The 25929-nt window shown below is 36.9% G+C and carries 25 protein-coding genes; 16 read left to right on the plus strand and 9 right to left on the minus strand.

The genetic code is table 11. The features are described from left to right. The 3 genes from O7776_RS08030 to O7776_RS08040 form a co-directional block, all read right to left on the minus strand. The gene (locus O7776_RS08030; RefSeq protein ID WP_274310077.1) at positions 1-546 is read right to left on the minus strand and encodes a copper resistance CopC family protein; all 546 of its coding nucleotides are present in this window, start codon (positions 544-546) and stop codon (positions 1-3) included. 226 nt (positions 547-772) lie between these two features. Then, a complete protein-coding gene (locus O7776_RS08035; RefSeq protein ID WP_274310078.1) occupies positions 773-1723 on the minus strand; it encodes a hypothetical protein in 951 nt (316 codons plus the stop codon). A gap of 15 nt (positions 1724-1738) precedes the next feature. Next, entirely contained in the window at positions 1739-2236 is a 498-nt protein-coding gene (locus O7776_RS08040; RefSeq protein ID WP_274310079.1) for an RNA polymerase sigma factor, read from the minus strand. A 313-nt stretch (positions 2237-2549) separates the two neighbouring features. On the opposite strand from O7776_RS08040, the gene O7776_RS08045 reads away from it, so the two are divergent. From O7776_RS08045 to spoIIP, 5 genes are all read left to right on the plus strand, one after another. Further along, on the plus strand, positions 2550-2966 hold the full coding sequence (locus O7776_RS08045) for a hypothetical protein (protein ID WP_274310080.1): 417 nt from the start codon (positions 2550-2552) through the stop codon (positions 2964-2966). Positions 2967-3438: 472 nt separating this feature from the next. After that, positions 3439-3807: a rhodanese-like domain-containing protein gene (locus O7776_RS08050; RefSeq protein ID WP_274310081.1), complete on the plus strand. Its 369-nt coding sequence runs from the start codon at positions 3439-3441 to the stop codon at positions 3805-3807. Between the two features lie 11 nt (positions 3808-3818). Continuing rightward, positions 3819-4556, plus strand: coding sequence for an alpha/beta hydrolase (locus tag O7776_RS08055; protein ID WP_274310082.1), 738 nt, complete (start codon positions 3819-3821; stop codon positions 4554-4556). A 460-nt stretch (positions 4557-5016) separates the two neighbouring features. After that, entirely contained in the window at positions 5017-5556 is a 540-nt protein-coding gene (locus O7776_RS08060; protein ID WP_274310083.1) for an RNA polymerase sigma factor, read from the plus strand. Continuing rightward, positions 5546-6448, plus strand: a complete 903-nt coding sequence (gene spoIIP / locus O7776_RS08065; protein ID WP_274310084.1) for a stage II sporulation protein P — start codon at positions 5546-5548, stop codon at positions 6446-6448. Before O7776_RS08060 ends, spoIIP begins: the two co-directional genes overlap by 11 nt. Positions 6449-6571: 123 nt before the next feature. On the opposite strand, the gene O7776_RS08070 is transcribed toward spoIIP, so the two are convergent. Further along, positions 6572-7987, minus strand: coding sequence for a phospholipase D-like domain-containing protein (locus tag O7776_RS08070; protein WP_274310085.1), 1416 nt, complete (start codon positions 7985-7987; stop codon positions 6572-6574). A gap of 215 nt (positions 7988-8202) precedes the next feature. Beyond that, on the minus strand, positions 8203-9885 hold the full coding sequence (locus O7776_RS08075; RefSeq protein ID WP_274310086.1) for a methyl-accepting chemotaxis protein: 1683 nt from the start codon (positions 9883-9885) through the stop codon (positions 8203-8205). Between the two features lie 250 nt (positions 9886-10135). Here O7776_RS08075 and O7776_RS08080 point away from each other — a divergent pair, with 250 nt between their 5' ends. Next, positions 10136-11146 carry a hypothetical protein gene (locus O7776_RS08080; RefSeq protein ID WP_274310087.1) on the plus strand — a complete coding sequence of 337 codons (1011 nt, stop codon included), beginning with the start codon at positions 10136-10138 and terminating at the stop codon, positions 11144-11146. Positions 11147-11195: 49 nt separating this feature from the next. Here O7776_RS08080 and O7776_RS08085 read toward each other — a convergent pair whose 3' ends face one another. After that, positions 11196-11606 carry a GNAT family N-acetyltransferase gene (locus O7776_RS08085; RefSeq protein WP_274310088.1) on the minus strand — a complete coding sequence of 137 codons (411 nt, stop codon included), beginning with the start codon at positions 11604-11606 and terminating at the stop codon, positions 11196-11198. A gap of 155 nt (positions 11607-11761) precedes the next feature. Between O7776_RS08085 and O7776_RS08090 the strand changes: the two genes are divergently transcribed. The 4 genes from O7776_RS08090 (at position 11762) to O7776_RS08105 (ending at position 14362) form a co-directional block, all read left to right on the plus strand. Then, positions 11762-12619, plus strand: coding sequence for a hypothetical protein (locus tag O7776_RS08090; RefSeq protein WP_274310089.1), 858 nt, complete (start codon positions 11762-11764; stop codon positions 12617-12619). An 11-nt stretch (positions 12620-12630) separates the two neighbouring features. Beyond that, positions 12631-13182: a ribonuclease FAU-1 family protein gene (locus O7776_RS08095; RefSeq protein ID WP_274310090.1), complete on the plus strand. Its 552-nt coding sequence runs from the start codon at positions 12631-12633 to the stop codon at positions 13180-13182. A gap of 177 nt (positions 13183-13359) precedes the next feature. Beyond that, entirely contained in the window at positions 13360-14139 is a 780-nt protein-coding gene (locus O7776_RS08100) for an alpha/beta fold hydrolase (RefSeq protein WP_274310462.1), read from the plus strand. A gap of 19 nt (positions 14140-14158) precedes the next feature. Then, positions 14159-14362: a hypothetical protein gene (locus O7776_RS08105; protein WP_193740390.1), complete on the plus strand. Its 204-nt coding sequence runs from the start codon at positions 14159-14161 to the stop codon at positions 14360-14362. A 203-nt stretch (positions 14363-14565) separates the two neighbouring features. On the opposite strand, the gene O7776_RS08110 is transcribed toward O7776_RS08105, so the two are convergent. Further along, positions 14566-14766 carry a cold-shock protein gene (locus O7776_RS08110; RefSeq protein WP_274310091.1) on the minus strand — a complete coding sequence of 67 codons (201 nt, stop codon included), beginning with the start codon at positions 14764-14766 and terminating at the stop codon, positions 14566-14568. Positions 14767-15373: 607 nt separating this feature from the next. Here O7776_RS08110 and O7776_RS08115 point away from each other — a divergent pair. Together O7776_RS08115 and O7776_RS08120 are read left to right on the plus strand one after the other, a co-directional pair. Next, on the plus strand, positions 15374-16969 hold the full coding sequence (locus tag O7776_RS08115) for an acyl-CoA dehydrogenase family protein (RefSeq protein WP_274310092.1): 1596 nt from the start codon (positions 15374-15376) through the stop codon (positions 16967-16969). 23 nt (positions 16970-16992) lie between these two features. Beyond that, the gene (locus O7776_RS08120) at positions 16993-18483 is read left to right on the plus strand and encodes a class I adenylate-forming enzyme family protein (protein WP_274310093.1); all 1491 of its coding nucleotides are present in this window, start codon (positions 16993-16995) and stop codon (positions 18481-18483) included. 411 nt (positions 18484-18894) lie between these two features. Here the strand turns inward: O7776_RS08120 and O7776_RS08125 are convergent, their stop codons facing one another. After that, entirely contained in the window at positions 18895-19458 is a 564-nt protein-coding gene (locus O7776_RS08125) for a TetR/AcrR family transcriptional regulator (RefSeq protein WP_274310094.1), read from the minus strand. 346 nt (positions 19459-19804) lie between these two features. On the opposite strand from O7776_RS08125, the gene O7776_RS08130 reads away from it, so the two are divergent. Continuing rightward, positions 19805-20749, plus strand: a complete 945-nt coding sequence (locus O7776_RS08130; protein ID WP_274310095.1) for a c-type cytochrome — start codon at positions 19805-19807, stop codon at positions 20747-20749. 46 nt (positions 20750-20795) lie between these two features. Here the strand turns inward: O7776_RS08130 and O7776_RS08135 are convergent, their stop codons facing one another. Continuing rightward, positions 20796-21482 carry a response regulator transcription factor gene (locus tag O7776_RS08135; protein WP_274310096.1) on the minus strand — a complete coding sequence of 229 codons (687 nt, stop codon included), beginning with the start codon at positions 21480-21482 and terminating at the stop codon, positions 20796-20798. Between the two features lie 915 nt (positions 21483-22397). Here O7776_RS08135 and O7776_RS08140 point away from each other — a divergent pair. The 3 genes from O7776_RS08140 (at position 22398) to O7776_RS08150 (ending at position 25917) form a co-directional block, all read left to right on the plus strand. Beyond that, positions 22398-24008 (plus strand): glutathione ABC transporter substrate-binding protein, encoded by a 1611-nt coding sequence (locus tag O7776_RS08140; RefSeq protein ID WP_274310097.1) that lies wholly within the window; start codon positions 22398-22400, stop codon positions 24006-24008. Between the two features lie 79 nt (positions 24009-24087). Next, positions 24088-25011 carry a nickel ABC transporter permease gene (nikB, locus tag O7776_RS08145; protein ID WP_274310098.1) on the plus strand — a complete coding sequence of 308 codons (924 nt, stop codon included), beginning with the start codon at positions 24088-24090 and terminating at the stop codon, positions 25009-25011. Positions 25012-25023: 12 nt separating this feature from the next. Continuing rightward, positions 25024-25917, plus strand: a complete 894-nt coding sequence (locus tag O7776_RS08150) for an ABC transporter permease (protein WP_420802157.1) — start codon at positions 25024-25026, stop codon at positions 25915-25917. Positions 25918-25929: the final 12 nt, after the last annotated feature.

A 25929-nucleotide genomic window follows, 5' to 3' on the forward strand; every position in this document is an offset into this window, starting at 1 on the left:
TTACGCTTTTTTACGCTTTGCTAATGCAACTATACTTATGATTATTATGATGACTAAAAGACCACCTACAAGCATTAACGGAGAATTCGATTTTTCGGCATCCTTATCGTTTACTTGTTCAGTCGTTTCAACAGGTTCAACCGACTCCTGCTCAACACTTTCTTCTTCTACGTTTTCAGTTGGTTGTTCTACGATTGGAGCATCCACTGTAAAGCCAAATTCACCAGACAGAGGGTGACCATCCTGACTAATGGTATTCCATTTTACTGTATAAGTTTCATTTGGAAGTGCGGGATCAAAAGTACCCGTTAAAACACCATCCACAAGTGAAATCGATTGCGGAGTGTATTCTGTACCGTCTGCTGCTACCACTTTAAACGTACTACCTTCCTCAATTTTCCCTTCAAAAGTAAGCACGACCTGCTGTACGTTTTCTGTTACAGTTGAGCCGTCCTGTGGGGTTGTTTCACTGATATACGTGTGTGCCGCTGCGTTTGGCACGAATAATAACAATGCAGCTAAAATCGAAAATAAGAATGTTTTCATATTTAACGATTCTCCTTTCTAGTTAATAATTCCACAATTTACATTGTAGCGAATTATGCGTGAGTTTTCACTGTTTTCGTGTTGAAAACCTATTGCTTATGACAAAATTATGACATTCAATCACTAACGATTTTCATTGCTAGAAAAAAAGATAAACCAGCAAACTAAGCCCAATACCGTTTACTGGTTCTATTTAATCGATAATGATCACGAAGTCAGTATATAATTATTCATTCCCCGTTAATGATTTCACAACCTCTATAAAGCGCTGTACATCAACATTTTGTCTAGATATGATTGGGTTGCGAACGGTGATGAGATAATTTTGTGAAGGTGCTTGCATAATAAAGCGTAACGTACGATCTTCTTCACTATAGTACATTTCAATCCCTAGTTCGTTATTTAAAGGCACATAATTTGATAAATTTTCTGTTGTTTCTACACGCGTATTAATCGTATCAATGCTTATTTCAAATGCTTGCCAATTAGGGAAATCCTTTGTTTCATAGTGGAGCGTTATGGCATCGATTTCATTGATAAGCTGGCCCTGTAAAATGCCATAGTGTTGGTTTTGTTGCTTTGCTTGTGCTTGCAGTTGCCCAATAATTTTCATCATTTGATCAAGGTCATTCTCAGGAAACTTATATAACAGTGTCCCATTTGTTAAATGATAGTTTTCTAAAAGTGTATCCTCTAAATGAATATGCTGAGTAATATCGTTTGGGATTTCATCAATTTTAGTAATTGTCGGGGGATTTGTCAGTTTAAATAAATTAATAATTCCAGTTTGTTCGTAAACTTCGATATCCTTGAAATATAGAAACTTTCCATCTGGAATCGTCTTTTTCAAAGTTTCTATTAATTTTGCGTTTTTATGCCGAATTTCATCGCCATTTGTATGTGGTGCCATATCTTCTTCTTTAATATTTGTAATTTCAATTATTTCATCCTTGTTGCCTTTAAAAAATGTCAAACCCGTATATTCCATTGCACCTACTGTTGCGACAGCTAGTAGTAAGCACATGCATATAACAAAACTGATGGTTAACTTTTTAGATTTTCGCTTTGATGGGGAGCAAATGTTTTGAATGATGTGCTGTTTATTTTCAGATTGAATGTGCACATATTCGCTTTTGAATCGCTCTTCAAAATCGTTAAAATCTTTCATGTTTTTCATGTGATCCCTCCGTTTCTAGAACATTTTTCTGATTTTTTCTTTTAAACGTTCATAACGCTTGCGAATCGTTGGCGCAGGCTTGTCCATGATAGCGGCAATTTCCTCGAAACTATAATTTTCAATAATGCGTAACACAACTAATGCGCGTTCGTCTGGCTTTAGCTGACTTAATATGTTGTGAAGCTGTTCATCTAGCATATTTTCCACGATATTTACTGTATTTTCAGACTCAATGAAGGGAACGAAGGAGAGAATTTTTCTGCGTTTTAACTTGTTCATGCAATGAAAATAAGCAATTTTGTAAAGCCACGCATTCGGGTTATTAATCGATGAAAGATTATTACTTTTCATGGCTTTTAAGAATACCTCTTGCACCGCATCTTCCGCGTCTTCCACATTTCTTAAAATGCTATAGCAATATTTATATATTTTGTCATAGTGGCTCGAAATAAATGTTTCAATATTTTCTAGGATCGTGTTTGATTGGCTTAATACCAGTATTTTTTGCTGCATTTTTTGCACCCCCTTTAACTATATAAGACAATTGAAGAAGATGGAATGTGACATTTATTTCAAATTGTTATGAAAGGGGATGTAAAAGGTCTTTTATTTGTTTAACAAAGCATTTTAGTCCATAAGAAAATGAAAACGGATAGTGCCATTCACTTAGCTGTATGATGTGTCTTTCTTGTGGTAAAACTGCATATGTGTGTAATTACAGTTCTTTCGTTCCTTCTATAGTAATAACCTTATTAATAATAAAGGGAGTTAACTTAAGAAAATCGATGCTTAAAACGGGGGGAATTTATTTGAGAAAGGAAGAAATATGATCAAAATTAAAAGATTATTAGCTTCTGGGATTGCATTAAGCGCCATTTTGTTAGTTGCATGTAATGGTGATTCGAAGTTTGAAAAGGTAAAAGCAGAAGTGATTAATGAACAAGAGAAAACAAATCTCCCAGTTGCGGAATATACAAACTTTTTAGTTACAGAAGAACAGGCATTAGAAAAAATGATTACAAATGAGTCAGGTCTTGAGAAAGAATCTATAAGTGTCAATTTAACCCCTATTTCACCGGGTGAAATCGTTAAGATAGTATGTGTAATTTTTTTACCGATTGAGCACAAGCTTGATATGACTATGGAACAACAAATAAAGAATAATATAATGACCGCTGTTTCTGACATTAAAAATGTGGAGCTTAGTGAGAAATATATAATTTTTACAAATTTAAAAAAGTGAATATCTTAATTAATATGTGGCTCATCACCGAAAACTTGGGGTTGAATTTTCCTAAACGGCTTTAGATGAGCTATTGCATGACTGACTTGTGTGAAATATGCTCGGGTTTTCGGGTCTTATGCTCGGTTTTTCGTTTTTGTGCTCGGAATTGTGGTGTTTATGCTCGCTTTTTGAGATTTGTGCTCGAATCACCATATTTTACCTCTTACCTCAGTGTAAATGTACACGGTCAAGCAAATATGGCTTAAATTGATTTCACAGATAAATGAAATAGCCTTCAATTAATGAGAGCATTGAAAAAGTCCCATAGCCTCAAGGGAGGGTGTATTGGAATGAAATTTCGTTCCGATGTGCTCTTTTTTATTGTATTTTTAAAATAATAGAAGAAATAAATTTCGTGCAGATACTATATTACGATAAGTTTGTTTCGTGCTAATATATAGGAAACATACAATAAAGGGGGCTTAACAACATGATTGAATCGATTATACTTCTCGCCATTTGTGCGGCGGTTGTTATTTGGAAAAAGCGTCCAGTTGAAGGGGTTAATACGATTTCGACAGATGAACTACAAACGATGCTACGTGACGACGATAAAATTTTTATTGATGTGCGTAGTGCGCGTGATTTCAATAAAATGCATGTCGCACCGTTTATCAATGATCCAAACGGGCTGGGCATTGAGGCATTACCAATGGATAAAGAAATTGTCGTGATGTGCCGTTCAGGTATGCGCTCACTAGAAACGTGCAAAAAGCTGAAAAAGCTAGGTGTTAAAAAAGTAACAAATGTACGCGGTGGCATTAGTGCGTACAATGAGCGCGGGTTGGACGATAAATAAGGAGTTTTTACATGCAACAGGTTGAAGATATTTATAAACATAACGGTGAGCAGGCCGTGTTATTACTGCATAGTTTTACGAGTAACGCGAAAGAAATGAAACATTTAGCGCATATTCTTTTTGAAGCGGGCTACACGGTCTACGCACCAAATTTAGCAGGTCATGGTGCCGCGCCAGAGCGATTATTCGCTTCGTCAATGGATCAAATCTGGCAGGGGGCTAAGCAAGCATTTGAACATCTAGTAGATGATGGATACAAACAGATTGCCGTCATTGGGCAATCGCTTGGTGGCGTGCTAGGAATGCGCCTTGCGAACCGATACATGACGTGTAATGCATTGGCACTCCTATCATCACCTGTTTTGGAGCGTCCGATTGCCGGTCTAGAAAAGCGTGTAGAATTCTACTCACAGCGTTACCTCCAAAATAATGGGGCAACGGAAGAGGAACTTGAAAATTTTCTAAATGAGCATTTCCCTCGCCCAACAGAAAAAATGATTGCCCTGCAGCAGTTTATCGTCGGCTCACAGCGCGAAATGAGTGAACTTAAGCAGCCATTGTTTTTAGCAAAAGGGATGCTGGATGAAGTCGTATTTCATGAAAGCATTGACCTGATTGCCAGTGCCGCGCAAAGTGACCGAATCGTAAAGATAAGCTACGAAAAAAGTGGTCATTTAATAACACTTGGTAAGGAACGCGAAAAGATTGCGCAGGATTTACTTGATTTTTTAGCGAATAGGAAAAGATAAATATTTTCAAGGAAATCTACATATGAAAAGACATCATTTCGCGCTGTATGGCGCGGAATGTATTTTTTTAAGCGATGCTGTTAGGGAAGTCAATCATACAAGCGAAGCAATCACCTATATCGTTTTCACAAAAACACCAAAATAATGGCTCATCTTCGAAATATGGGCTTGATTTTCCAAGTCGGCTTTAATACATGCTTTGGAGGACTAACGCATAATCGGAGTGCGTGGATACGTGCGATTTTTCAGGTTTTATGTGCGAATTCACGCAAGATACGTGCGAATTTTAGAGGTTTATGTGCGAATTCAGGGCATTTGCGTGCGATTTCCCCCAAAAAAGGAGCACTGCACTTACTTTTCGGTAGAAAATTTACTCATTGTTAGTGTCAAAACAAAATAAGTGTAACCTTTTTAATGCTTCATACGAATAATAAGTGAATACAGAATAAGGGGGGACAGCGTGATTGATTTAAAGAACTTAGAGTCGAGTATTGTTGCTATTTACAATGAGCATTATTTAGACGTGTATCGGTTTCTCGTTTGTTTTTCAGGAAATCAAAACGATGCAGAGGACATGACCCAAGAAGTGTTTATTCGAGTATTAAAAAGCTTACACAATTTTCATAACGGAAATAGTATAAAAACATGGATTTTCTCTATAGCAAAACATGTAGCAGTGGATCATTATCGAAAAAAGAAGTTTGCTTCCGTTTTTAAAGACGGATTTTTTAAATTATTGGAATCGAATGACAACACGCCCGATGAAGAGTTTGAAATTTCGGAAACTAAACAGATTGTACATGGAGCGATTTCTAAGTTAAAGCCGAATTATCGAGCGGTCGTAATACTACGTGGAATAAATGAATTTTCCATCAAAGAAACTTCCGAAATTCTACAATGTACGGAATCAAAAGTAAAAGTTGATTATCATCGCGCATTAAAAGAACTCAAAAGAAAACTCAATCTTGATGCCGAGGAGGTTTTGATCAATGCAAAATGAAAAGGATTTGTTTGAAACGATGAAGGAGACCTACCCTCAAAATCCGAGTAAAGATTTCATCGTATCAACTGAAATGAAACTAAGACAAAAGGCGCGAAGCATGAACCGAAAAGGAATGATTAAAAGGATAACGGCCATTTCAAGTGGCGCTTTACTTTTTGTCGCTGCATTTTCATGGTTCTTCTTTTTTAGTGAAAAAGAGATAATGACTGAAGTTCAAAGTAACATAGGAAATCAATCATTCGCTTCGGCTGTTGAAGAACAAGATCCATTAGTGTTCATTTATCATTCGCATAATACGGAGTCGTTTATTCCAGAGCTTAACGAAACCGATCCTAGAAAAGCATTTAGCGATTCAAAAAATGTAACATTAGTAGGGAAGGAATTCAGTGAAAAGTTAAAAGAGCATCATATTAACACGATCTTAGATGATAGCGATATATCAAAAATCTTAGAGGAACGGGGATTATCATTTAAAGATTCCTATGTCGTATCAAGAGAGAAATTACAAGAAGCATTAACTGAGTATGAGAGTATAAAAATGGTATTTGACATACACAGAGATTCACAAAAAAGATCAGATACAACGATCAATATTGATGGAAAAGATTATGCCAAAATTGCATTTGTTGTATCAACAACATCCAATAATTATGACCAAAATAGGGAATTCGCGACTCGCCTTCATGATAAATTAGAAGAATTATATCCTGGACTATCTAGAGGGGTATTTAAAAAAGGTGAAAATCCACAAAACACATATAATCAGCATCTTCAAAACAATTCTGTGCTATTAGAAATTGGCGGCGTTGAAAATACGTTGGAAGAAACGTTTAGAACTACGGATGTTTTTGCTAAAATCGTTAAAGAAGTTATTGAGAAGGAAAAATAAACTAAACAGGTTAGTATAGTCATGCTGAAATGTTTCGCGCAGCTTACATTGGAAGAAGGGTTAGGAATGAAATTTAAATAAGCGCGGTTTTGTATTTTGTACAAAACCGCGCTTTACATCAAGTTAAAATGTAGAAAGCCCCGTCGTTTCTTGAATGAAATACGGGATTTTTTTCCATAGTGCAGGATCTTCATACACTTCAAAATCAACCGTATATTGTCCGTTTTCATTCAGCCATAGACGCTCAAAATAAGTTTCTACCGTTGTCGCTAGCTCGCTTGATGCCGGCATTTTCATATATAAATTGGTTTCTAGGTTATAGTCTGCAATATTTCGTCGAGTGAAGTTGGCTGAACCACCTAGCAGCTCGGCTTGTTCACCCGATTTTACATAAAGAAATTTACTATGGTATTGCTCACCTTGTGTGTTATAAAAACGAATCTCGGCGCCACTTTTTTTAAGCTCTGCAGCGACTTGACGATTTGGAATCCCGTTTTTTTCTAAGCCAAATGCGTCCTTGTTAGGGTCTACAATTACCTGGACAGTAGCACCTTCTTTTGCTGCTTTCTTAATCGCCTTTACGACATCACGATCTGCTAAATAAAACACACCGATTTTAATTTCACTGTTTGCATCTGCGTCATCGAGCATCGTAAGCATCGTTTTTTTTATTTTACCCTCTGTTACAATTTTCGTCTGAATATCAGATGCCTCGTTTGTATAGTTCCAATCAACATCTTGAAGTGTAATGTTTGATAGCTTTGCAACTGCTTGCTCAGAGGCGTACAAATCTTCTAAAATCGCACCTGTTACAACAAAGCCAATATTCGAGTGATAGCTACTTCCATCATGTGTAATGTTAGCAGATGTTACAAGTGCCTGCTGCTCATTTAACACAATTTTGCGGTGATTTGCTTTAAAGTTGAATAAATCGAAATATGAGCCAAAGGAAGCCTTTGCACCGTCTGGGTTAAAGGCATTTGGTAAAAAGCCATTTTGTGACGTCGGCCACCATTGTAAATACGAGCGCCAAATGCTTGAGTACAATGGATTTGAATCAGGAAGTGGCTCCATATTGGTGAAAATCACTTCTGCACCAGCCTCTTGTAATTTAGAAAAGTTTTCAGGTAATGTCGAGCCATACACTGTATTAATAGCGTCGGTGATGATTGTGACATTTAATGTCGGATTTTCATCGATGGCAGCTAGCACCGCGTTCGTAATATCATGGGCGCGCGTTGGATAGTCACCTTTAGAGCGGTCGTAATCATCGTTGAATAAAAACATATCGATGACAAGTGTATGCTCTGCTTCATCAATAATTCTCAGCATTTCATCATATAAATGCTGTTCCATAACGCGACCGTTGTTGTCATACGTTAAATCATACACGAAACGTACATCACTATCCGTATGTAGCTCGCCATCGACCGAAACGCCATTTGGCATTGGTTTTTGCGCATAAATAATACCAACAATAAGTGGGATGATAAGAAGAAGTATAATGAGTGCAAATAATTTTTTTCTTAATCTTTTCAAAAAGTTCCCTCATTTCAAAATAAGTAATATCTATTAATATTTGGAATTAATACCTACTACTAAAATACGTATGAAGACGGAAAAAGTTTCATAGTTTGCTAAAATTATTATTTTCGAATAAAGAAGGGGACGTCAGAACAATAATTCTGAAACGTCCCCTAAGGAGCCTATTGAATGAAAAAGTTTCTACTTTTTGCGCAGCTCCTAATGCGTGATTACACGCGGAATTGTTGAATTTGTGTTTGTAATTCCTGTGAGCTTTCTGTTACAGAAATCGCAACATGGTTTACTTGCTCCATGCTTGCCGATTGCTCTTCCATTGCTGCGGCAATCATTTCGACGCTTTCTGATGCTTTGTTAGCACCGATGGCAATTTCATTAACTGATGCGGTAACTTCCTCAGCACTTGCTGATAATTGCTCGGAAGTTGCCGAAACATCCTGAATTGAATTTTTCATTTCTTCTACGTCTAACTCAATTTGGTTGAATGATTTGCCAGCTTTCTCGATAATCAAGACGCCTTCTTTAACAGAGGCTAATGAGTTTCGAACAGCTTCTTCTACATCTGCTGTGTCACGCTTAATTTCTTGAGTAAGCGCAACGATAGATGTTGCTGAATTTTTCGACTCCTCAGCAAGCTTTCGAACTTCATCTGCTACGACTGCGAAGCCTTTGCCATGTTCACCTGCACGCGCCGCTTCGATTGCAGCGTTTAATGCTAGTAGGTTTGTTTGATCGGTAATCGCAGTAATTACTTGTGAAATACTGCTGATTTCTTCTGTTTGTTTAGCGAGTTTCGTCACTAACTCATTGACAGTGACAGTCGAACCATCGATTGTTGTCATTTGATCTTTAGCTTCGGTAATAATTTTACGACCACTAGCTGCCGCTTCACTTGCCGTTAACGCTTTACTGTGTAATGTTTGTGTTGTTTCGGCAATGCGTTGTACGCCAATCGCTGTTTCTTCCATCGCTATTGCACTATCTGAGGCAATTTGGCTAGAGCTTTGTGCGGCTTCTGCTGTTTCTAAAACGCGATGTGTGACATCATTAGTTGTTGCTGTTATTTCCTGTGTACTTGCAGATAATTCTTCTGAAGCGGCACTTAATTGCTCTGTATTTTGCTGTACATTAAAGACTAAATTACGTAAGTTTGAGCGCATTGTATTGAAGGTATTTGCTAAGTTGCCGATTTCATCCTTAGAGATTACCTGGATGTCCTGACCAGTTAAATCGCCGTCTGCAATTTTTGTCGCCTCATCTGAAACTTGAACAAGTGGTTTTATAATGCGTTTGCGAATGTATAAAACAGCTGCTGCGCTAATTATCAAACTTATGATTAACACAACAACCGATGTAATTTTTGAAACACGGATGTCGTTAGCAGTTTCCACTTTAATGTCTTCTAAACGTTGCTTTTCAATTTTCTCCATTTCTAAAGCTGTTGTTAAAATACCGACATTCGCCGTTTGTAGTTTATTATTTACGATATTTTTTGCCTCAGCAGCATTCGTTTTATAGTTTGCAATTACTTGTTCAGCTTGCGCATTAAAGTCTTCATTGAATGCGCTTGCTTGCTGCACGAGTTGCTTCATTTCATCTGTGTCGGCATGTTCTTGCATGTAGGTGATACTGTTATCTAAATTTTTTGCATATTTACGTAAATTTTCTTCGTTTGCTTGACTTGGGTCAACAATGATGGCACGTGCGTATAAGCCCTGCATCGCTAAATTAAAGCGAATATCATCAATCATAGCCACCTGTGTCATACGATTATCCATCGCTTCTTTCGTACTTTTTTGAATGTTGTTATAACTGTTAAAACTAATAACTGTTGAAAGTGCAATGATTGCAATTAAAATAGAAAGCATTGTATTCAATTTTTTTCCAATACTCATAAATTCACCCTATCTTTTTAAAATATCATTTAGAATTATGACAGATTTGTGTAGTTTTTTGTCGGAAAATATAGAAAAATAGGGAATGCAGCGATTAAATAAGGGATTTGTTATTTGAAGCAGAAATTTACTGAAATGGGTAGTATTTTTGTGTCAAATAGCAAATGTCACTGTTTTGGTAATACAGGGGAAATATAACAATAATTATAGTATAATAAGAATATATTGAGTTGAAAATGGGGGAGAAAAGTTGTTTGTTGAAAAGTTAGGGCATAATAAATGGCTCATTACAGCTTTTATCATTTTACTAGCTAATATTACAGCCTACCAACTGTCATTTATCGATACCTTATCAGTAGAGCAAGTACGCGGTATGGTTGTTGGCTCATTGGTAGATTGTGCCATTGTGGCACCAGCACTTGTATTACTTCATACGAGAAACTGGTCAATAAAAAGGGCGATTATTTTTGCAGCTGGTGGCATTGTTATCGCACGCATCATTATTCCAACAAGTTTTATTGAACCATTTCGCTATTTAACATGGTCAGCTTTTGCGGTTGAAGCATGTTTAATCGCGTTTGAGCTCATGTTACTTATTATTGTTGTGAGATATGTTCCAACAATCATTAATACGGTCAAAGGGCAGCACGAGCAATTACTTTTTGCATTTCCAAGGTTAGTAGCTGAAAAAGCAAAAGGCAATCCCATTATTCAAGTGCTGGCGTCGGAAATGCTTGTATTTTACTATGCCTGCTTAAGTTGGCGCAAAAAGCCTGATACGGAAGGGTATACCGTTTATAAAAATACGATGTATATCCCTATGCTTATCATGATTTTTCATGCGGCGACGTTTGAAGCGGTCGCGTTCCATTGGTTTTTCCATGATCGCATGCCAATACTTGCATGGGGACATACGATTTTGTCGATATACGGGATCATTTTTTTAATTGCTGATGCACGAGCGCTTATATTAAATCCAACAAAAGTGGATGGACAAAAGCTCTATCTTTCAAACGGCTTGATGAAGCGTACGAATTTTTACGTGGGGCATATTGAAGCGATTCATAATGAGCTTGACTTGGATGAAGTCTATCATATGAAGGTACTTGGTAATACCGATGAAAAGCCCGCATTTGTATTGGAGTTTACGGTGCTACAAACGATTCATTTTGTAGGTGGCTTTGAGAAAAAGGTAAAGTATTTAGGTGTGTATGCGGATGATGCGCACGGGTTAAGGAAGCAACTTGAAAGTTATATGTAGATAAAAAATCCAGCAAGCACGCAAGTTTGTGTTTGCTGGATTTTTATATTTAGATTAGTTTACCTGACTGCATTTTATAATTACGCTTTAACATCGCATTACCTTTAAACATACCGAAGTTTTCATAATACGGTACTAAATCTTCGTCGCAGCACAAATCGATCATATATATGTTTTGAAGCTGTGCTAGCATTTGCTCAACTAATTGTTTGCCAATACCTTGATTTTTGTATGCTGGTAATACTTCAAGCAGCGGAATATAAGCACTTAGCACGCCATCACTAATTGCTGTAATAAAGCCAACAACTTGATTTTTAGCTTCATCAATTGCTAATACAATATGAGCACTATTTTGTAATAACGTTAAATGCGTTTCTGCACTTGGCGGACTTGGCCAATCGACAAAAAAGCCGTTTAACATCGTTTCTGTAATACTTTCAGTGTTTGTTTGAAATTTCATTTGCTTTCAGCTCCTTTTTGAATGTGAGGTTGAAAGCGTTTTTCAATTATAAAGTAACATCGTACGTTACCTCCTGTTAAAGTTATTACAATTTTACCATATTTTATAATATTTTTCATTATATAATTAGAATAAAAGTTTTTGGGGGAGATATGATGGAAAATGTATCGCTTCAACAAGTAGATTCACTAGAGGATGTGCAGCTAAATGCATTACTAATAGAGCCATTACAAGCAGTAAAATGGCGAATTGATGCACGACACTTTATCGAGCTGTTTATTGTAAAAGAACAAAATCAAGTGGAAGGCATCGGCATCAGCTGGACGAATCCAAATCATCCAACAGCGAAATATATTCAAATCATCGCAACAAGCTATATGCCCAAATTAATGAAAAAGTTACTTCAAAGCATTACGCCATACAATAAAACTATATTATCGTGCTGGGAATATGAAACAGAAAAATTGGCCTATATGAAAAACTTTGGCTTTCATTTATTTCGAAAAACGTATATAGAAAGCTATGCGATCAATGAATTACTCCAAAAACTGCAACATATTAAGGAAATATCAAATAGCTATTCATTACAGCAAATTACCTCGAATTCTAGGCTAGAAAAGGAACTGTTTTCATTCGTTAAAACAAATTATGAGCAGACACATTTACATAATGAAGCAAAGAACAAAAGCTGGGAACTTTGGCGTGATACGGTCATAGAGGATACACCTGATATGAAAGCACCGTGCATTATTGTCGATGAGGATAAGATATCTGCGTATATGTTTGTGCATCCGGTTGGAGAGAATCATGTAGAAATCGGTTGGATGGGAAAAGCCAATCATGTGGAAATGCAGCGCTTATTAAAAACTGTGTTGCTCTATTTAGTAGAAGCGTCTGTTGAAACAGTAGAATTTGAAATTGATACGACTGACTATTTTGCTTACGAATTAGCAGACTTACTAGAGCTTGAAAATAAAGCAAGCTGGCATTCTTATATGTATCATCAAAAATAGGGGGCAATAGTATGTTGAAAAAACGTTATTTACATCGAAATGATTGGAGGAGAATAACCTGTCGTCATTATTCGCAGAAGTGGGTAGAGGAACCGGGTTTTACAGGCTATATTGCGCTCATCGTAATGAATGAAGTAAAGGAGCCACTTGTGACATCGCAAGCGGGACAAGAGCTACGTATTGTAGACAAAGATTACTCATGGCTACAGCAGCTTCCAATGAACGAGCACTATGTGGTAACGACAATGTTCGATGACAAAGGGGAAGTTGTTCAGTGGTATATCGATATAACCAATGTGAATGGTGTCGATCAAGGCGAGCCCTATATGGAAGATTTGTTTTTAGATATTATCGTACTTCCAACAGGGGAAGTAATAAAAAAGGATGAGGATGAAATAGAGCAGGCGCTAGAGAACGAATGGATCTCAAAAGCACAATATGACCTTGCTTATGCGACGTTTTATAAGCTGCTAAAACAGATAAAGCAAGGGGAGTTCGAACTTTTAGCAAATAGTAAGAAGCATCGGGAATATTTGTTTCAAAATCATCCCACACCAAAATAGTTTAGCGACAAATAAATGAAAGCAACAAGGATGTTCTTAATGAGTTAACTGACTGGAGAGTTCAATAAATCCCGTAATTTTTCGTTTCTCTAACCTACAAATGGGATGGGTACTCATCTATATTTACCAAGATGAATATCTTATTGTTGAAACCATATTAACTAGGGAGGAATCCTAATAGGCTATTTTGTTCCTGTAGAGCCAGGTGTGAATTTATATGTAGAAGATATTAATCCAGGTGGAAATAAGACCATCGTGTTTTTACATGGCTGGCCGTTAAGTCATAATCAGTTTGAATATCAGTTTAATGTTCTTCCTGCTATGGGTTATCGCTGTATAGGTATTGATTGGAGGGGCTTTGGTAATTCGGATAAACCAATGAGTGGCTATACGTTTAACAGACTGGCAGATGATATTCGTACATTGGTTGGAACACTTCAATTAAACAATTTTACGCTCGTAGGTCACTCAACAGGTGGGTCTATCGCAATTCGATACATGTCTCGCCACAACGGTTTTGGGGTATCGAAGCTCGTACTTGTTGATGCGGCAGCTCCAACTGGATTTACCGCGGAAACTGCTAATAACTTTCTAAAAGAAACCTTAAATGACCGTCCTAAGATGATGCAGGACGTAACAGATGGCTTTTTCTTTCAGTATATAACTAAACCGTTCTCGGACTGGTTTTTACAAATGGGATTACAAGCAGCAAGTTGGTCGACAGCTGCGATAATAATTACATTAAGAGATGAAAATTTGCATGCGGATCTTCCACAAATTAATGTCCCTACTTTAATCATTCATGGTATTCATGATAAAGTTATTCCATTTGCACAAGCTCACGAACTCAATGAAAAAATAAGAAATTCACAGCTTGTTCCATTCCAATATAGTGGGCACGGTGCTTTCTGGGAAGAACGAGACAAGTTTAACCAGCTATTGACACAATTTATTTAGTGAAAACAGGGGGCATTTTATGATTAAGTCGTTAAAAGGGCAATTTATCTTGTCTATATTTGTTGCTATTGGCTTTGTTTATGTTAATTTTTCTAGTATTGAGTTTATTGCTGACAAGAGGGATCCAACCGTTCGGGTAATATTTTTTTTCATCATGATTTTATCGGTGTTTAATGCAGGATTATTGACAGAAAAATACATTCAAACAAGAAAGAAGAAATAACTTTATCCAACTAACGGGGGCTTTAGTTGAATATTCACATACCGGAATAATCAAATTTTATTCAAAAGCTACATTAATCTGAATTTCTTCTATTATAAGATCAACGTTTATAGCCAATTTTTATCAAACTTTACTTCAAACAAATAACAAAAAGAGGTTCTCTAATGAAAGAGAACCTCTTTTGGTCGTTACTTCAATAAAAATTAAAGTTTAACGATGTTAGCAGCTTGTGGTCCGCGTTGACCGTCTTCTACTGAAAACTCAACTTTTTGACCTTCTTCAAGTGATTTGAAACCTTCACCTTGGATAGCTGAGAAGTGTGCGAATACGTCTGCTCCGCCTTCAACTTCGATGAAACCGAAACCTTTTTCTGCGTTAAACCATTTAACTGTACCTTGTGCCATAATAAATGACCTCCATATTCGAATATTTATTTAATAAGATCATTTACTACTAAAAAGAAGAAAATTCACATATTGCAAAAAGTACCAACTAAAACGCGAATACTCTTTGTAATAGGTGAATTAATTATTTTTTGTAATTTGACTTATTGATATCAGTATACATTGAAATATTACAAATGTCTACTATAAAATAAACATTATTTTTGTAAGGGTTACTTTATACAATGTTTAAATTTTTCTCCGTGAAAAATAACTGTCCCACATTCAAATTCTGTTTAATCCAGCTAGGTAACGATTCGATTGCCAAGCGATCTTAGAACATACCAACGCTTTTTTGAATTGCATCAATTGTGCACGAGAAATCAGTGATGAAATTTGAGCTTTTAACGGCTGTTATTATTTACAGTGTAACTACATAGTTGTTTTCAAGTAAATGTGAAAATATTGTAACGAATTCGTCTCTTATAGTCTAAGTGATAATAGCGATTTTTAGTTTATTTAACGATAAAACTAATTTAAATAGAAAAATAAGTATAAATAAAAATAAACACTGTTTACTTTTGATGGTGCTATTGTTAGAATATTTTTAAAATAGGGGGTGCATTAAATGGAAATGGTAACGAAAATAAATGAATATTCTTTTCAACAATTTATTAAATTACGAAACAATTTGAATGATTGGGATAATCCTTTTTTGCAAAAAATGTTTCGAAAACTACTGCAAAATGATTATGAACAACTTGAAGCAGAGCTAGAGCCATACACAAAAAAATTATCCTCAACATGGCGAAGTGCTACAAATGAAATTGCGCGACCTGAAAATGCACCAACGATTCGCCAATATAATGCCTACAATGAACGAATAGATCGAATTGTACGTCCGTTAGAGGCGATTCAGTTAACAGAAGAAATTTTTAATGATGGTTTATTTAGCGCAAATCAACAGCCATTTAAGGGTATAGTGAAACGCTATTTTTTACATGGCAATGGGGAAGCGGGAATAACGTGTCCACTTGCATGCACCGATGGACTGATTGCATTGATTGAAATGTTTTATGATGAAGTGCCTCAAGCGGTTCGAGATATTTATGAACATGCGAAAAATGGACGGAATGGACAATTTGCAATTGGAGCGCAATTTATGTCTGAAATTCAAGGTGGATCGAATATCCCAGCAAATGTATTGCGCGCGGTTGCGCATGACGACCATTATTTATTATATGGTAATAAGTTTTTCTGTTCCGCTGTTCATGCAGACTATTCTGTTGTAACTGCACGAATCGAAGGAACCGATGATATCGCCGTATTTGTTGTACCGACTTGGTTACCGGGAGATAAGGAACACGAGCGACGCAATCACCATACGGTTAATCGTTTGAAATGGAAGCTTGGAACAAGTGAATTGCCATCAGGGGAAATAGATTATAATGGGGCAATTGCTTATCGTATAGGGCCACAAAATCGAGGGGTTGCGCTTGCGGTAAGTGTTGTTTTAACACGCTCTCGTTTAGATATTGGTTTTTCGAGTGCGGCCTTTGTGATGCGAGCAGCACGTGAAGCTATGTTGTACGCGCGATTCCGTCAAGTATTTGATCGAAAAATTGACGAGTTTCCAATGGCAGCAGCTCAGCTAGAAGATTTACAAGATGCGGCAAAGCGTATGGCAGCAACAGCTTTTGCCGTATATGAGCGCTTTTTACAAACGGACAATGAAGATGCCGTTCAAGCTTTTGCAACACGTGAAATTATTTTACTACAAAAGGTTTTTGCCTCAAAAGAAGCAGTTGATAAATTACGTCTTGCCATTTCCATTTTTGGCGGGCACGGTGCAATTGAAGACTTTTCTTCGATTCCGAGATTATTCCGAGATAGTATGGTCAATGAGTTATGGGAAGGACCGCGTAATGTATTGCTCGCACAAATTTATCGAGATTTACACAAAATGACGAAAACTGTATCATTGCAACGTATTTTACAAGCCATGTTTCCAAATGTATCATTGGAGCAATTACAAGTAGCTCAGCAAGAATTGCAAAGTATTATGCAAATCGATTTAACCGCATTGCCTACAATGGAAAACCGACAAGCAGCACGAAGATGGGAGCAAATTTGGGAAGAGTTATTTTTTACCTATCAACAAAATATAGTAGGTAACTTAGAAGAAACAACGATATTGCCAGACCAATTGTTAGCACAAATTTAAATTCATTAAAGGGGTGTCTTTAGATGGGAATTAATATTGGACAAATTTTAGCAAGTCGCGCTTCATTAACAGGTGGAAAAGTTGGGTTTATTAACGGAGAAAATCACATTACATTTACTGAAATGAACAATCGTGCCAATGCGTTTGCGGCATATTTGCAACGACAAGGTTTACAAAGCGGAGATAAAATAGCGCTTCTTTGTAAAAATAATGAAGATGTGATCGCAACATTTTTCGGAGCTGCCAAAATTGGGGTAGTTACGGTCGTAATGAATTATCGTTTACAAGCACAGGAACTTGATTATATTTATTCGCATAGTGATGCGCAGTTGTTAATTCATGATGTTGCGTTTCAAGAGCTTGTCGATCAATTAACAGTTGTGTCTCAAACAATTTCCCATCAATCAACGCCAAGTTTAACGGAGATTTATGAAGAAGTAGCGGTTGAACCAGTTCAGCATACCTTTGCAAATGATCCGATATTAATGATGTATACTTCAGGCACTACTGGTCGTCCAAAGGGTGCGTTAATTTCGCATAACAATTTACAGGCGGCTTCAATTGGCTTATCACATACGATTGATTGGTGGGAGCAAGATCGCTTTTTAATGGTTGCTCCATTTTTCCATATTGGAGGTTTCGCCCCATTAATTACGAATGTGCATATTGGCGCAACAATGGTATTAATGGAAGATTTCCATCCAGTTGAAGCTTGGAAGCTTATTGAAAAAGAAAAAGTTACGACTTCAATGACCGTTCCTGCAATGCTCGCATTTTTACTACAAACGTATCCAATGGTGAAATCAGATATTTCGTCGTTGCGCTATATTACTTGTGGCGCTTCTGCCGTTCCAGCTCCACTTATTTTAGGCTGTCGTCAGCTTGGTATTCCAGTGCAGCAAGTATATGGCATTACAGAATATACTGGGGCCGTTTCGTTTTGGAAGCCGAGTCAAGGGGAAGGAAAATTCGACTCGATGGGCAAAATAGTGATGCAAGGTTCGGTACAAATTAAAGATTTAACAACGAAAGAGGTATTACCAGCAGGGGCAATTGGTGAAATAGTATTAAAAGGTCCACAAATTTTTGTTGGCTACTATAAAAATGATGAAGCATATCATACTGTTATTGAAAACAATGAATTTTACACAGGGGATGTTGGCTACTTAGACCAAGACGGATTTTTATATGTAGTGGACCGCGTAAAGGATATGATTATTAGCGGCGGCGAAAATATATATTCGGCAGAGCTAGAGCTTGTACTTGCGCAACACGAAGCAGTACAAGAGGTTGCTGTTGTTGGTAGACCTGATGAAAAATGGGGGGAAGTACCTGTTGCATATATTGTGAAAAAGGCAGAGAGTGAAGTAAACGAAGAAGACATTGTTGCGCATTGCAAATCTAAGCTCGCTTCCTATAAAGCAGTGAAGGATGTTGTGTTCTTAGAAGCTTTACCGCGCAATGCAGTAGGAAAAATTTTAAAAATGCAGTTAAAGGAATTACAAAATATTTGATACTGAAGGGAATGTCCGAGAAGTAATTCTCGGACATTTCCTTTGCGCCGAGGATGGAGGCTAGCACGATGCTAGTCATGAATGCGTTGTCACAGGATGTGACGGTTTTAGCATTCGTTCTTTAATTCTGACCACCGCAGAAGCACCGCCTAAAGCGGATAATTAATACATGAGGAGGCATCTGTCTAAAAAGTTTTGACTTTTTAGACAGACCCTTTGCACCGAGGATGGAGGCTAGCACGATGCTAGTAATGAATGCGTTGTCACAGGATGTGACAGTTTAGCATTCGTTCTTCTATGACCACCGCAGAAGCACCACCTACAGCGGATTATTAATACACGAGCCGAGCACTGTCCAAAAAGAACTTTTTTGGACAGCACCTTTTATTTTCATGAAAAAACTCTTCCATATTATTTTGTAGGGATTTTTTGAAGTGAATGTTCCACTAACGATAAAATGAGTGCCAATGATTGCTCTTTTGAATATTGCGGTAAGTTTTTATAAGTAATCAGCAGACCATTTAACGTTGAAAATAACAGTTGTGTTTCGACTTGAAGCTGTTCTTTTGATGCAACTTTTGATAGTGCTTTTTTGAATATCTGAAATAACTTTGAAGTTTCCTCAACGAAAATTTGTGATGTTTCATAGCCCTTTGGTTGAAGCATAAAGTGTGACATCATTTGGAACAATGTATCATGCTCGAAAAAATAGGTGATATAGCCTTTCGCTACATCATCAATTGTTGAGTATTGCGAAAGCTCCTGTAATAACTTTGAATTTTCATGTTGCATTGCGATTAAAAATAAATGTTGCTGATCATCAAAATATTGATAAAGGAGCGCGGGAGAAACATTCGCCTTTTTTGTAATGTCACGCACACTCACTTCTGAGAACGGTTTTTTACTAAATAGTTCAATTGCAGCCTGAATCATTTGCTGGCGATTTTGTTGTTTTTTTAACGCACGTTTTGACATCTAGTTCACCTCATTACGAGCATTATAGCAAATATTTGAAATGCTAGTAGATGAATTTATGTCTATACCGACAATGCAAATTGCAGTAAGAAAACAAACCGAAAATTCGATGCAATGTAATTAGGAGTTAATAATAGAACGAAATTATTTAGTATTTCAAATGGGGAAATAGTAGAGGGAATTTCAGCGTATCTAAAAAACAATACTCCCTTAATGTGAAAATATGATGAAAATTCCGTTATTGAAATAACATTGTAATATTCTCTTGAAAGCATTGCGACGACTTAAAAATTTTGCCCCTTTTTGTTACATCGTTTCGTAAACTATGGTCAAAGGAGGGAGCGCAATGAAAAGTGTAGTTGCAGCTATTATAGGTATATTTATTTCCATAGGGTTAGGTGTAGGAGTGTACAACACATTTATTAGCGTTGATCCGGCACTAACTACTGAGCTTGTAGAACAAAAAAATGCAATGGCATTGGCACAAGAAAGAGAACCAAAATTCCCGGAAATTAATATGGCAGACATTCCAAAAGATCATGAAAATTTAGATGAAATTATTTACGGTTATAATTTAGTGAATGAGACTCATGTTTATGCGGAAGACAAGGTAGGCGCGAATTTATCTTGTACGAGCTGTCATGCGGGTGCAGGGTTACAGGAAGTAGCATCATTAGTTGGGGTACAGGCTGATTATCCAAAATATATCGCACGCGCAGGGGATATTGTGACAATTGAAAAACGAATTAATGGCTGTATGGTGCGTAGTATGAACGGTAAGCCATTTGAAGCGGATTCTAAGGAATTAGAAGCAATGGTCGCTTACTTTGATTATATTTCTGAAGATGTAGAGCTAGGGCAAAAACGTCCATGGGCAAAATCAGTCGATATGAAGCAAGTACCAACACCGAATGTACAAGACGGGGAGCAATTATACAATAAATCATGTATTTCATGTCACGCAGCAGATGGTTCAGGTATTGGTGCCAATGCAGGTCCGGCACTTTGGGGCGAAACATCCTTTAACGACGGAGCAGGCATAGCGCGTATGTCGAAAATGGCAGGCTTTATTCAGGCTTATATGCCAGTTGGTCAGGAGATGACATTAACAGATCAAGAAGCATCGGACTTAGCGGCCTATATTTTAACGCAAGACCGTCCAGAGTGGGGCAAGCATGATAAAGACTGGCCAAAAGGGGATAAACCGTCAGATATTATGACGAAGGAACGCCGTGAGCAAGCACAAAATGGCACGATTGATTGGGCAGAAGTTTTAGTAGATTATCAATAAAGAAAATAAAGGCTGTGCAAATCGAATTCGTTTGCACAGCCTTTTTTTATTCATCTGGTATGTATTTATAGCCCTCACCACGAACGGTTACAATGCGTTTGGGCTGTTTGCGGTCTACTTCAATTTTGGCACGCAATTTTTTAATATGTGCATCGATTGAACGTTCGAAAATTTCCTTTTCAATATTCGGATATAATTGTTCTATTAACGCCTCACGTGAAATAATCTGATTAGGATGGTCCATTAAATAATATAGAAGCATAAATTCATGTTTTGTTAACTGAATCGGTGCGCCATTTAAATACACCTCACCTTTGCGTGGTTTGATGCACAGCCCATTGTGAATAATTTTTTGGCAAAATAAACCGGTACGGCGTAGTACAGCATGCATATGTGCCAGCAATTCCTCTAAATACACGGGCTTTGTTAAATAATCGTCTGCACCAATTGTTAAGCCATTAATTTTATCTTCCACATGATTTTTTTCGGTTACCATAATAATCGAAACATCGGCTGTTTGATTGGCACGAATCCACTTACAAAACATCTCGCCCGAACCGTTTGGCAAATTTAACTCCATAATAACCATGCAAGGATAAGATTGATGGAATATTTTCATCGCCTCTTCGGCAGAGGAGGTAATGATGACAGTAAAACTATTTTCACTTAAAAAAGCCGCTAACTTATCCGTCCATTGTGTATTTGGATCGACAAGTAAAATCTGTTGTTGCATTAAAATCCCTCATTCATTTCAGACACTATTTATAGTCTAACATAATAATTATTAAATTTCCTAAAAGAGTTAAAATTAGGAATTACCAAATGGTACACGAAGAAATATAACAAAAAATAGATTAAGTTCAGTATTATTTTTTTTTGCGGGCTACGGCATGACAGCATTACGGCCACGTGGTACGTGACCATACTACTGTCTTTAATGCCGCATGCAAGGCCCGCCAAACTAAAATTTTACTTTTCCCTATGTAGTTAAGAGCGTAAAATGCTGCCGCTTGCGCTATCGCGAGGCGGCGGTGATGAATAAAATATTAGGCTGTTTTCTATGATATTTCTATCAATCAAATTAAGCAGTGTAATCAAATTGGCTACTTTGATTGTGTCGAAAGTAAAATCATTTTTATTCTAATATTGACTTCATTTCAACAAAAGTGATTGAATCAGCACACTTTATTCAAATTCTTTGTATTAGAAACCAATTTTAACTTTATAGTTTAGTGCAGCGAAGTGAAGGGGGCGACTCCTAGAGGATTAAGCGTGTGCGGAAAATCCACTTGTATGTGCCACCGTAAGAGGCACATACAAGTTAGTTGTAGCCACGCCCTCAGGAAAGCGTCCCCCGTAGCGTAGCAGAACGGATTTTATTAGATAAATGCACTTGGTTCCAGATTTTTTATTTAAATGTGCTCATTATTTATCATACTTATTAATTTTAAAGGTTTTTAAGTTGAGATATGTATAGTGAGAAAACTATTAATTTTAAATATTCTAAAAATAGTTGATATTCTGTTTTTGTTATGCTAATTTATTGTTAATTAATTATTTTCTTCACTGGAATAAATTAATATTAGGTATTTATATTTCTGCTTTACGTAGGAATATTTATATAAAATTACTAAGGGGTGTAGGAGAAATGAAGTATGTAAAAAATTTAGCATGGCTACTTGTTGTAATGTTATTTTTAGTTGCATGTTCTTCTGATGACAGCAATAGTGCATCAAATGATAGCTCTACTGATTCAGGCACAAACAGTGAATCAACTTCTTCTAACGATACAACTTCAGGCGAGAATTCCGATGAAATTGTTATCGCAGTGAATGAAAATTTCATTTCAATGGATCCACATAACACAGGGGATACGAACTCTAACTCAGTTCAAAGTGCGATGCTAGAGGGCTTACTTGGTTATGATGGCGAAGGAAATATTATTAACGTGTTAGCTACTGAATATAATGTAAGCGATGATGCATTAGAATATTCATTCAAATTACGTGAGGGCGTTCAATTCCATGACGGTGAAGCATTCAATGCAGAAGCAGTAAAAGTGAACGTGGAACGAATTATGAATGATGAAAAATTACGTTTGTATTCACGTGGATTTAATATTGTAAAGTCAGTGGATGTTGTAAGCGATTACGAAGTGAAAGTAACGCTAACAGAACCATACGGACCGATGATTACGCGCTTTGCTGCAGCGAAGATGATTAGTCCGAAAATGATAAAGGAACAGGGTGCTGAAATTCCAAAGTCAGTTGTTGGAACAGGTCCATACAAATTTGTTGAATGGATTCAAGGGGATCACTTAACAGTTGAGCGCAACGAAGATTATTGGGATGGCGCAGATCGTGTGTCAAAAATTACGTATAAACCCGTACCTGAAAATGGTTCACGTGTAGCAATGTTAAAAACAGGTGAAGCAGATGTTATTTATCCTGTACCACCTCAAAATATCACTGAATTAAATAGCAACAAAGATGTTGAAATTAATCAGGTGCCTTCAACAATTGCACGCTATGTATCTTTAAATACATTTAAAGAGCCATTAAATAATGAAAAAGTGCGTCTTGCTTTAAACTATGCTGTGGATAAAGATGCCTTTTTAAAAGTAGTAAATTCAGGCTTAGGTTTACCTTTAGATTCAATTATTCCATCAAAAACGATTTTCTATAAAAAGCAAGAAATGTATAACTTTGATATTGAAAAAGCGAAATCATTATTAGCAGAAGCTGGCTATCCAGATGGTTTTGAAATCGAAATCTGGGGCAATACCAACTCGGATACGATGAAAGGTATGCAATTCATTCAACAACAATTAAGTCAAATTAACGTAAAAGTTGAGATTAAATCAATGGAGGAAGCAACATTATCAGACGAAATTTATGGTGCACAAACACCAGAAGAAGCAAAACTGATGATGTGGTATGTAAGTTGGTCTGCTTATCCATCTGATGTGACAAATGCAACAAAACCATTATTCCATAGTAGCTCGTTCCCTCCTAACAGTGCAAACACTGCATATTACAACAATCCAACAGCAGATAAGCTAATGGATGAAGCAAACTCAATTTCAGATCAATCGAAGCAAGAAGACTTGTATGGACAACTGCAAGAGGAAGTTTATGCTAGTGCACCATGGATTTTCTTAGGGGTTGATGAAATTGTCTATGGAGTACGTTCGGATGTAAGTGGCGTAATTGTGAATCCTGGCGGTGGCTTAGACGTTCGAGATGCAAAAGTTAAATAGTCATTAACGTTTAAAGGAGGCGGTAGCAGTAGCTTCCGCCTCTTACATACACAGCTAGTAAACAAGGGGGGGATTATCGGTGCTTAAGTTTATTTCTCGAAGATTGGTAGAGGTTATTCCAATTTTAATTGTTGTGTCTATTGTGACATTTTTATTTATTCATTTAATTCCTGGGGATCCGGCACGTTTAGTAGCTGGAAAGGATGCCACGCTTGAAGAAGTAGAAAATGTTCGACAAGAATTAGGCTTGAACGAACCAATTATTACACAATATTTCGACTTTATGAAGAACATGGTTACGGGCAATCTTGGCACATCTTTAACGACGGGCTTACCTGTAATTGACATGTTTAAAACAAGATTTATGCCGTCTGTTTATTTAACATTTTTCGCAATGATTTGGGCAACGATATTTGGGTTGTTAATCGGTGTATTAACGGCTGTATTTAAAAATAAATGGCCTGATTATTTGGGGATGATTGTAGCTGTATCCGGTATTTCTATTCCAGGGTTCTGGTTAGGGTTATTATTAATTCAATTTTTCTCAGTGCAGTTAGGTTGGCTACCGACTGGTGGAATCGACAGCCTAAAGAGCTATATTTTACCCTCGATTACATTGGGTGCAGGTATTATGTCTATGATTGCCCGTTTTACTAGGTCTTCATTATTAGAAACATTACAAGCGGATTATATTCGAACGAGCCGTGCAAAAGGCTTATCTGAAAAAACAGTGATTTTTGGTCATGCATTACGAAACTCTTTAATTTCCGTAGTAACGATTGCTGGTTTACAATTCGGCTTTTTATTAGGTGGTTCCGTTGTTGTTGAAACCGTATTTAGTTTCCCAGGAATGGGACGTTTATTAATCGATTCCATCGCATTCCGTGATTATCCTGTTATCCAGTCTGCGTTATTATTATTTGCTTTGGAATTTATTTTAGTGAACTTAATTGTAGATGTACTCTACAAAGTTTTAAATCCGAAAATTCAGTTGAATTCATAAGGAGGCTTACTTGTGTCAACTACTATTATAGAAAATCAAGAACGCCAACAAAAGGTAATAAAATACTCACCTGTGAAAGAATTTTGGAAAAATTTCCGACAAAAAAAAGTAGCATTAATCGCAAGCAGCTTCATTTTATTATTGATAGCCATTGCTTTTATTGGGCCATATGTAGCGCCATATGACCCGTACGAACCAAATTACGATGCAATTTTAGAAGGTCCGAGCATAGCTCATTTTGCAGGGACTGACGAATATGGGCGCGATATTTTCAGTCGCCTTATTGTCGGGTCAAAAATTTCACTTCTTGTCAGCTTTAGTGCGGTATTTTTAGGCTTAATCTTAGGGACAATTATTGGATTAATTAGTGGATTTTTCGGTGGATGGGTAGACAAAATCATTATGCGTTTTTGTGATGTATTGTTCTCATTCCCGGATTTATTATTAGCCATTGCCATCGTAGCCATTTTAGGACCAGGCATTAACAACGTAATAATTGCCGTAATGATTTTTAGTATTCCGTCCTTTGCGCGATTAGTGCGTGGGGCTACATTAAATGCAAAAGAGAATGTCTATGTAGAAGCGGCACGTTCGATGGGTGCTTCACGAACACGGATTATTTTTAAGCATATTTTTCCAGAAACAATAAGTGAGCTAATAATATTTGTAACAATGCGTGTAGGTACAGCTATTTTAGCAGCATCAAGTTTAAGCTTTTTAGGTTTAGGCGCAAGCCCTGAAACACCTGAATGGGGTGTGATGCTAAGTAGTGGGCGAGATTATTTAGGAACGAATACTCATCTTGTCTTAATGCCGGGAATTGCCATCTTTATAACTGTTTTGGCATTTAACTTAATAGGTGATGGCCTACGTGATGTACTAGATCCTAAAACAAAGAATAGTTAAAGGAGGATGCAA

The organism is Solibacillus daqui, assembly GCF_028747805.1.
GTDB lineage: Bacteria > Bacillota > Bacilli > Bacillales_A > Planococcaceae > Solibacillus > Solibacillus daqui.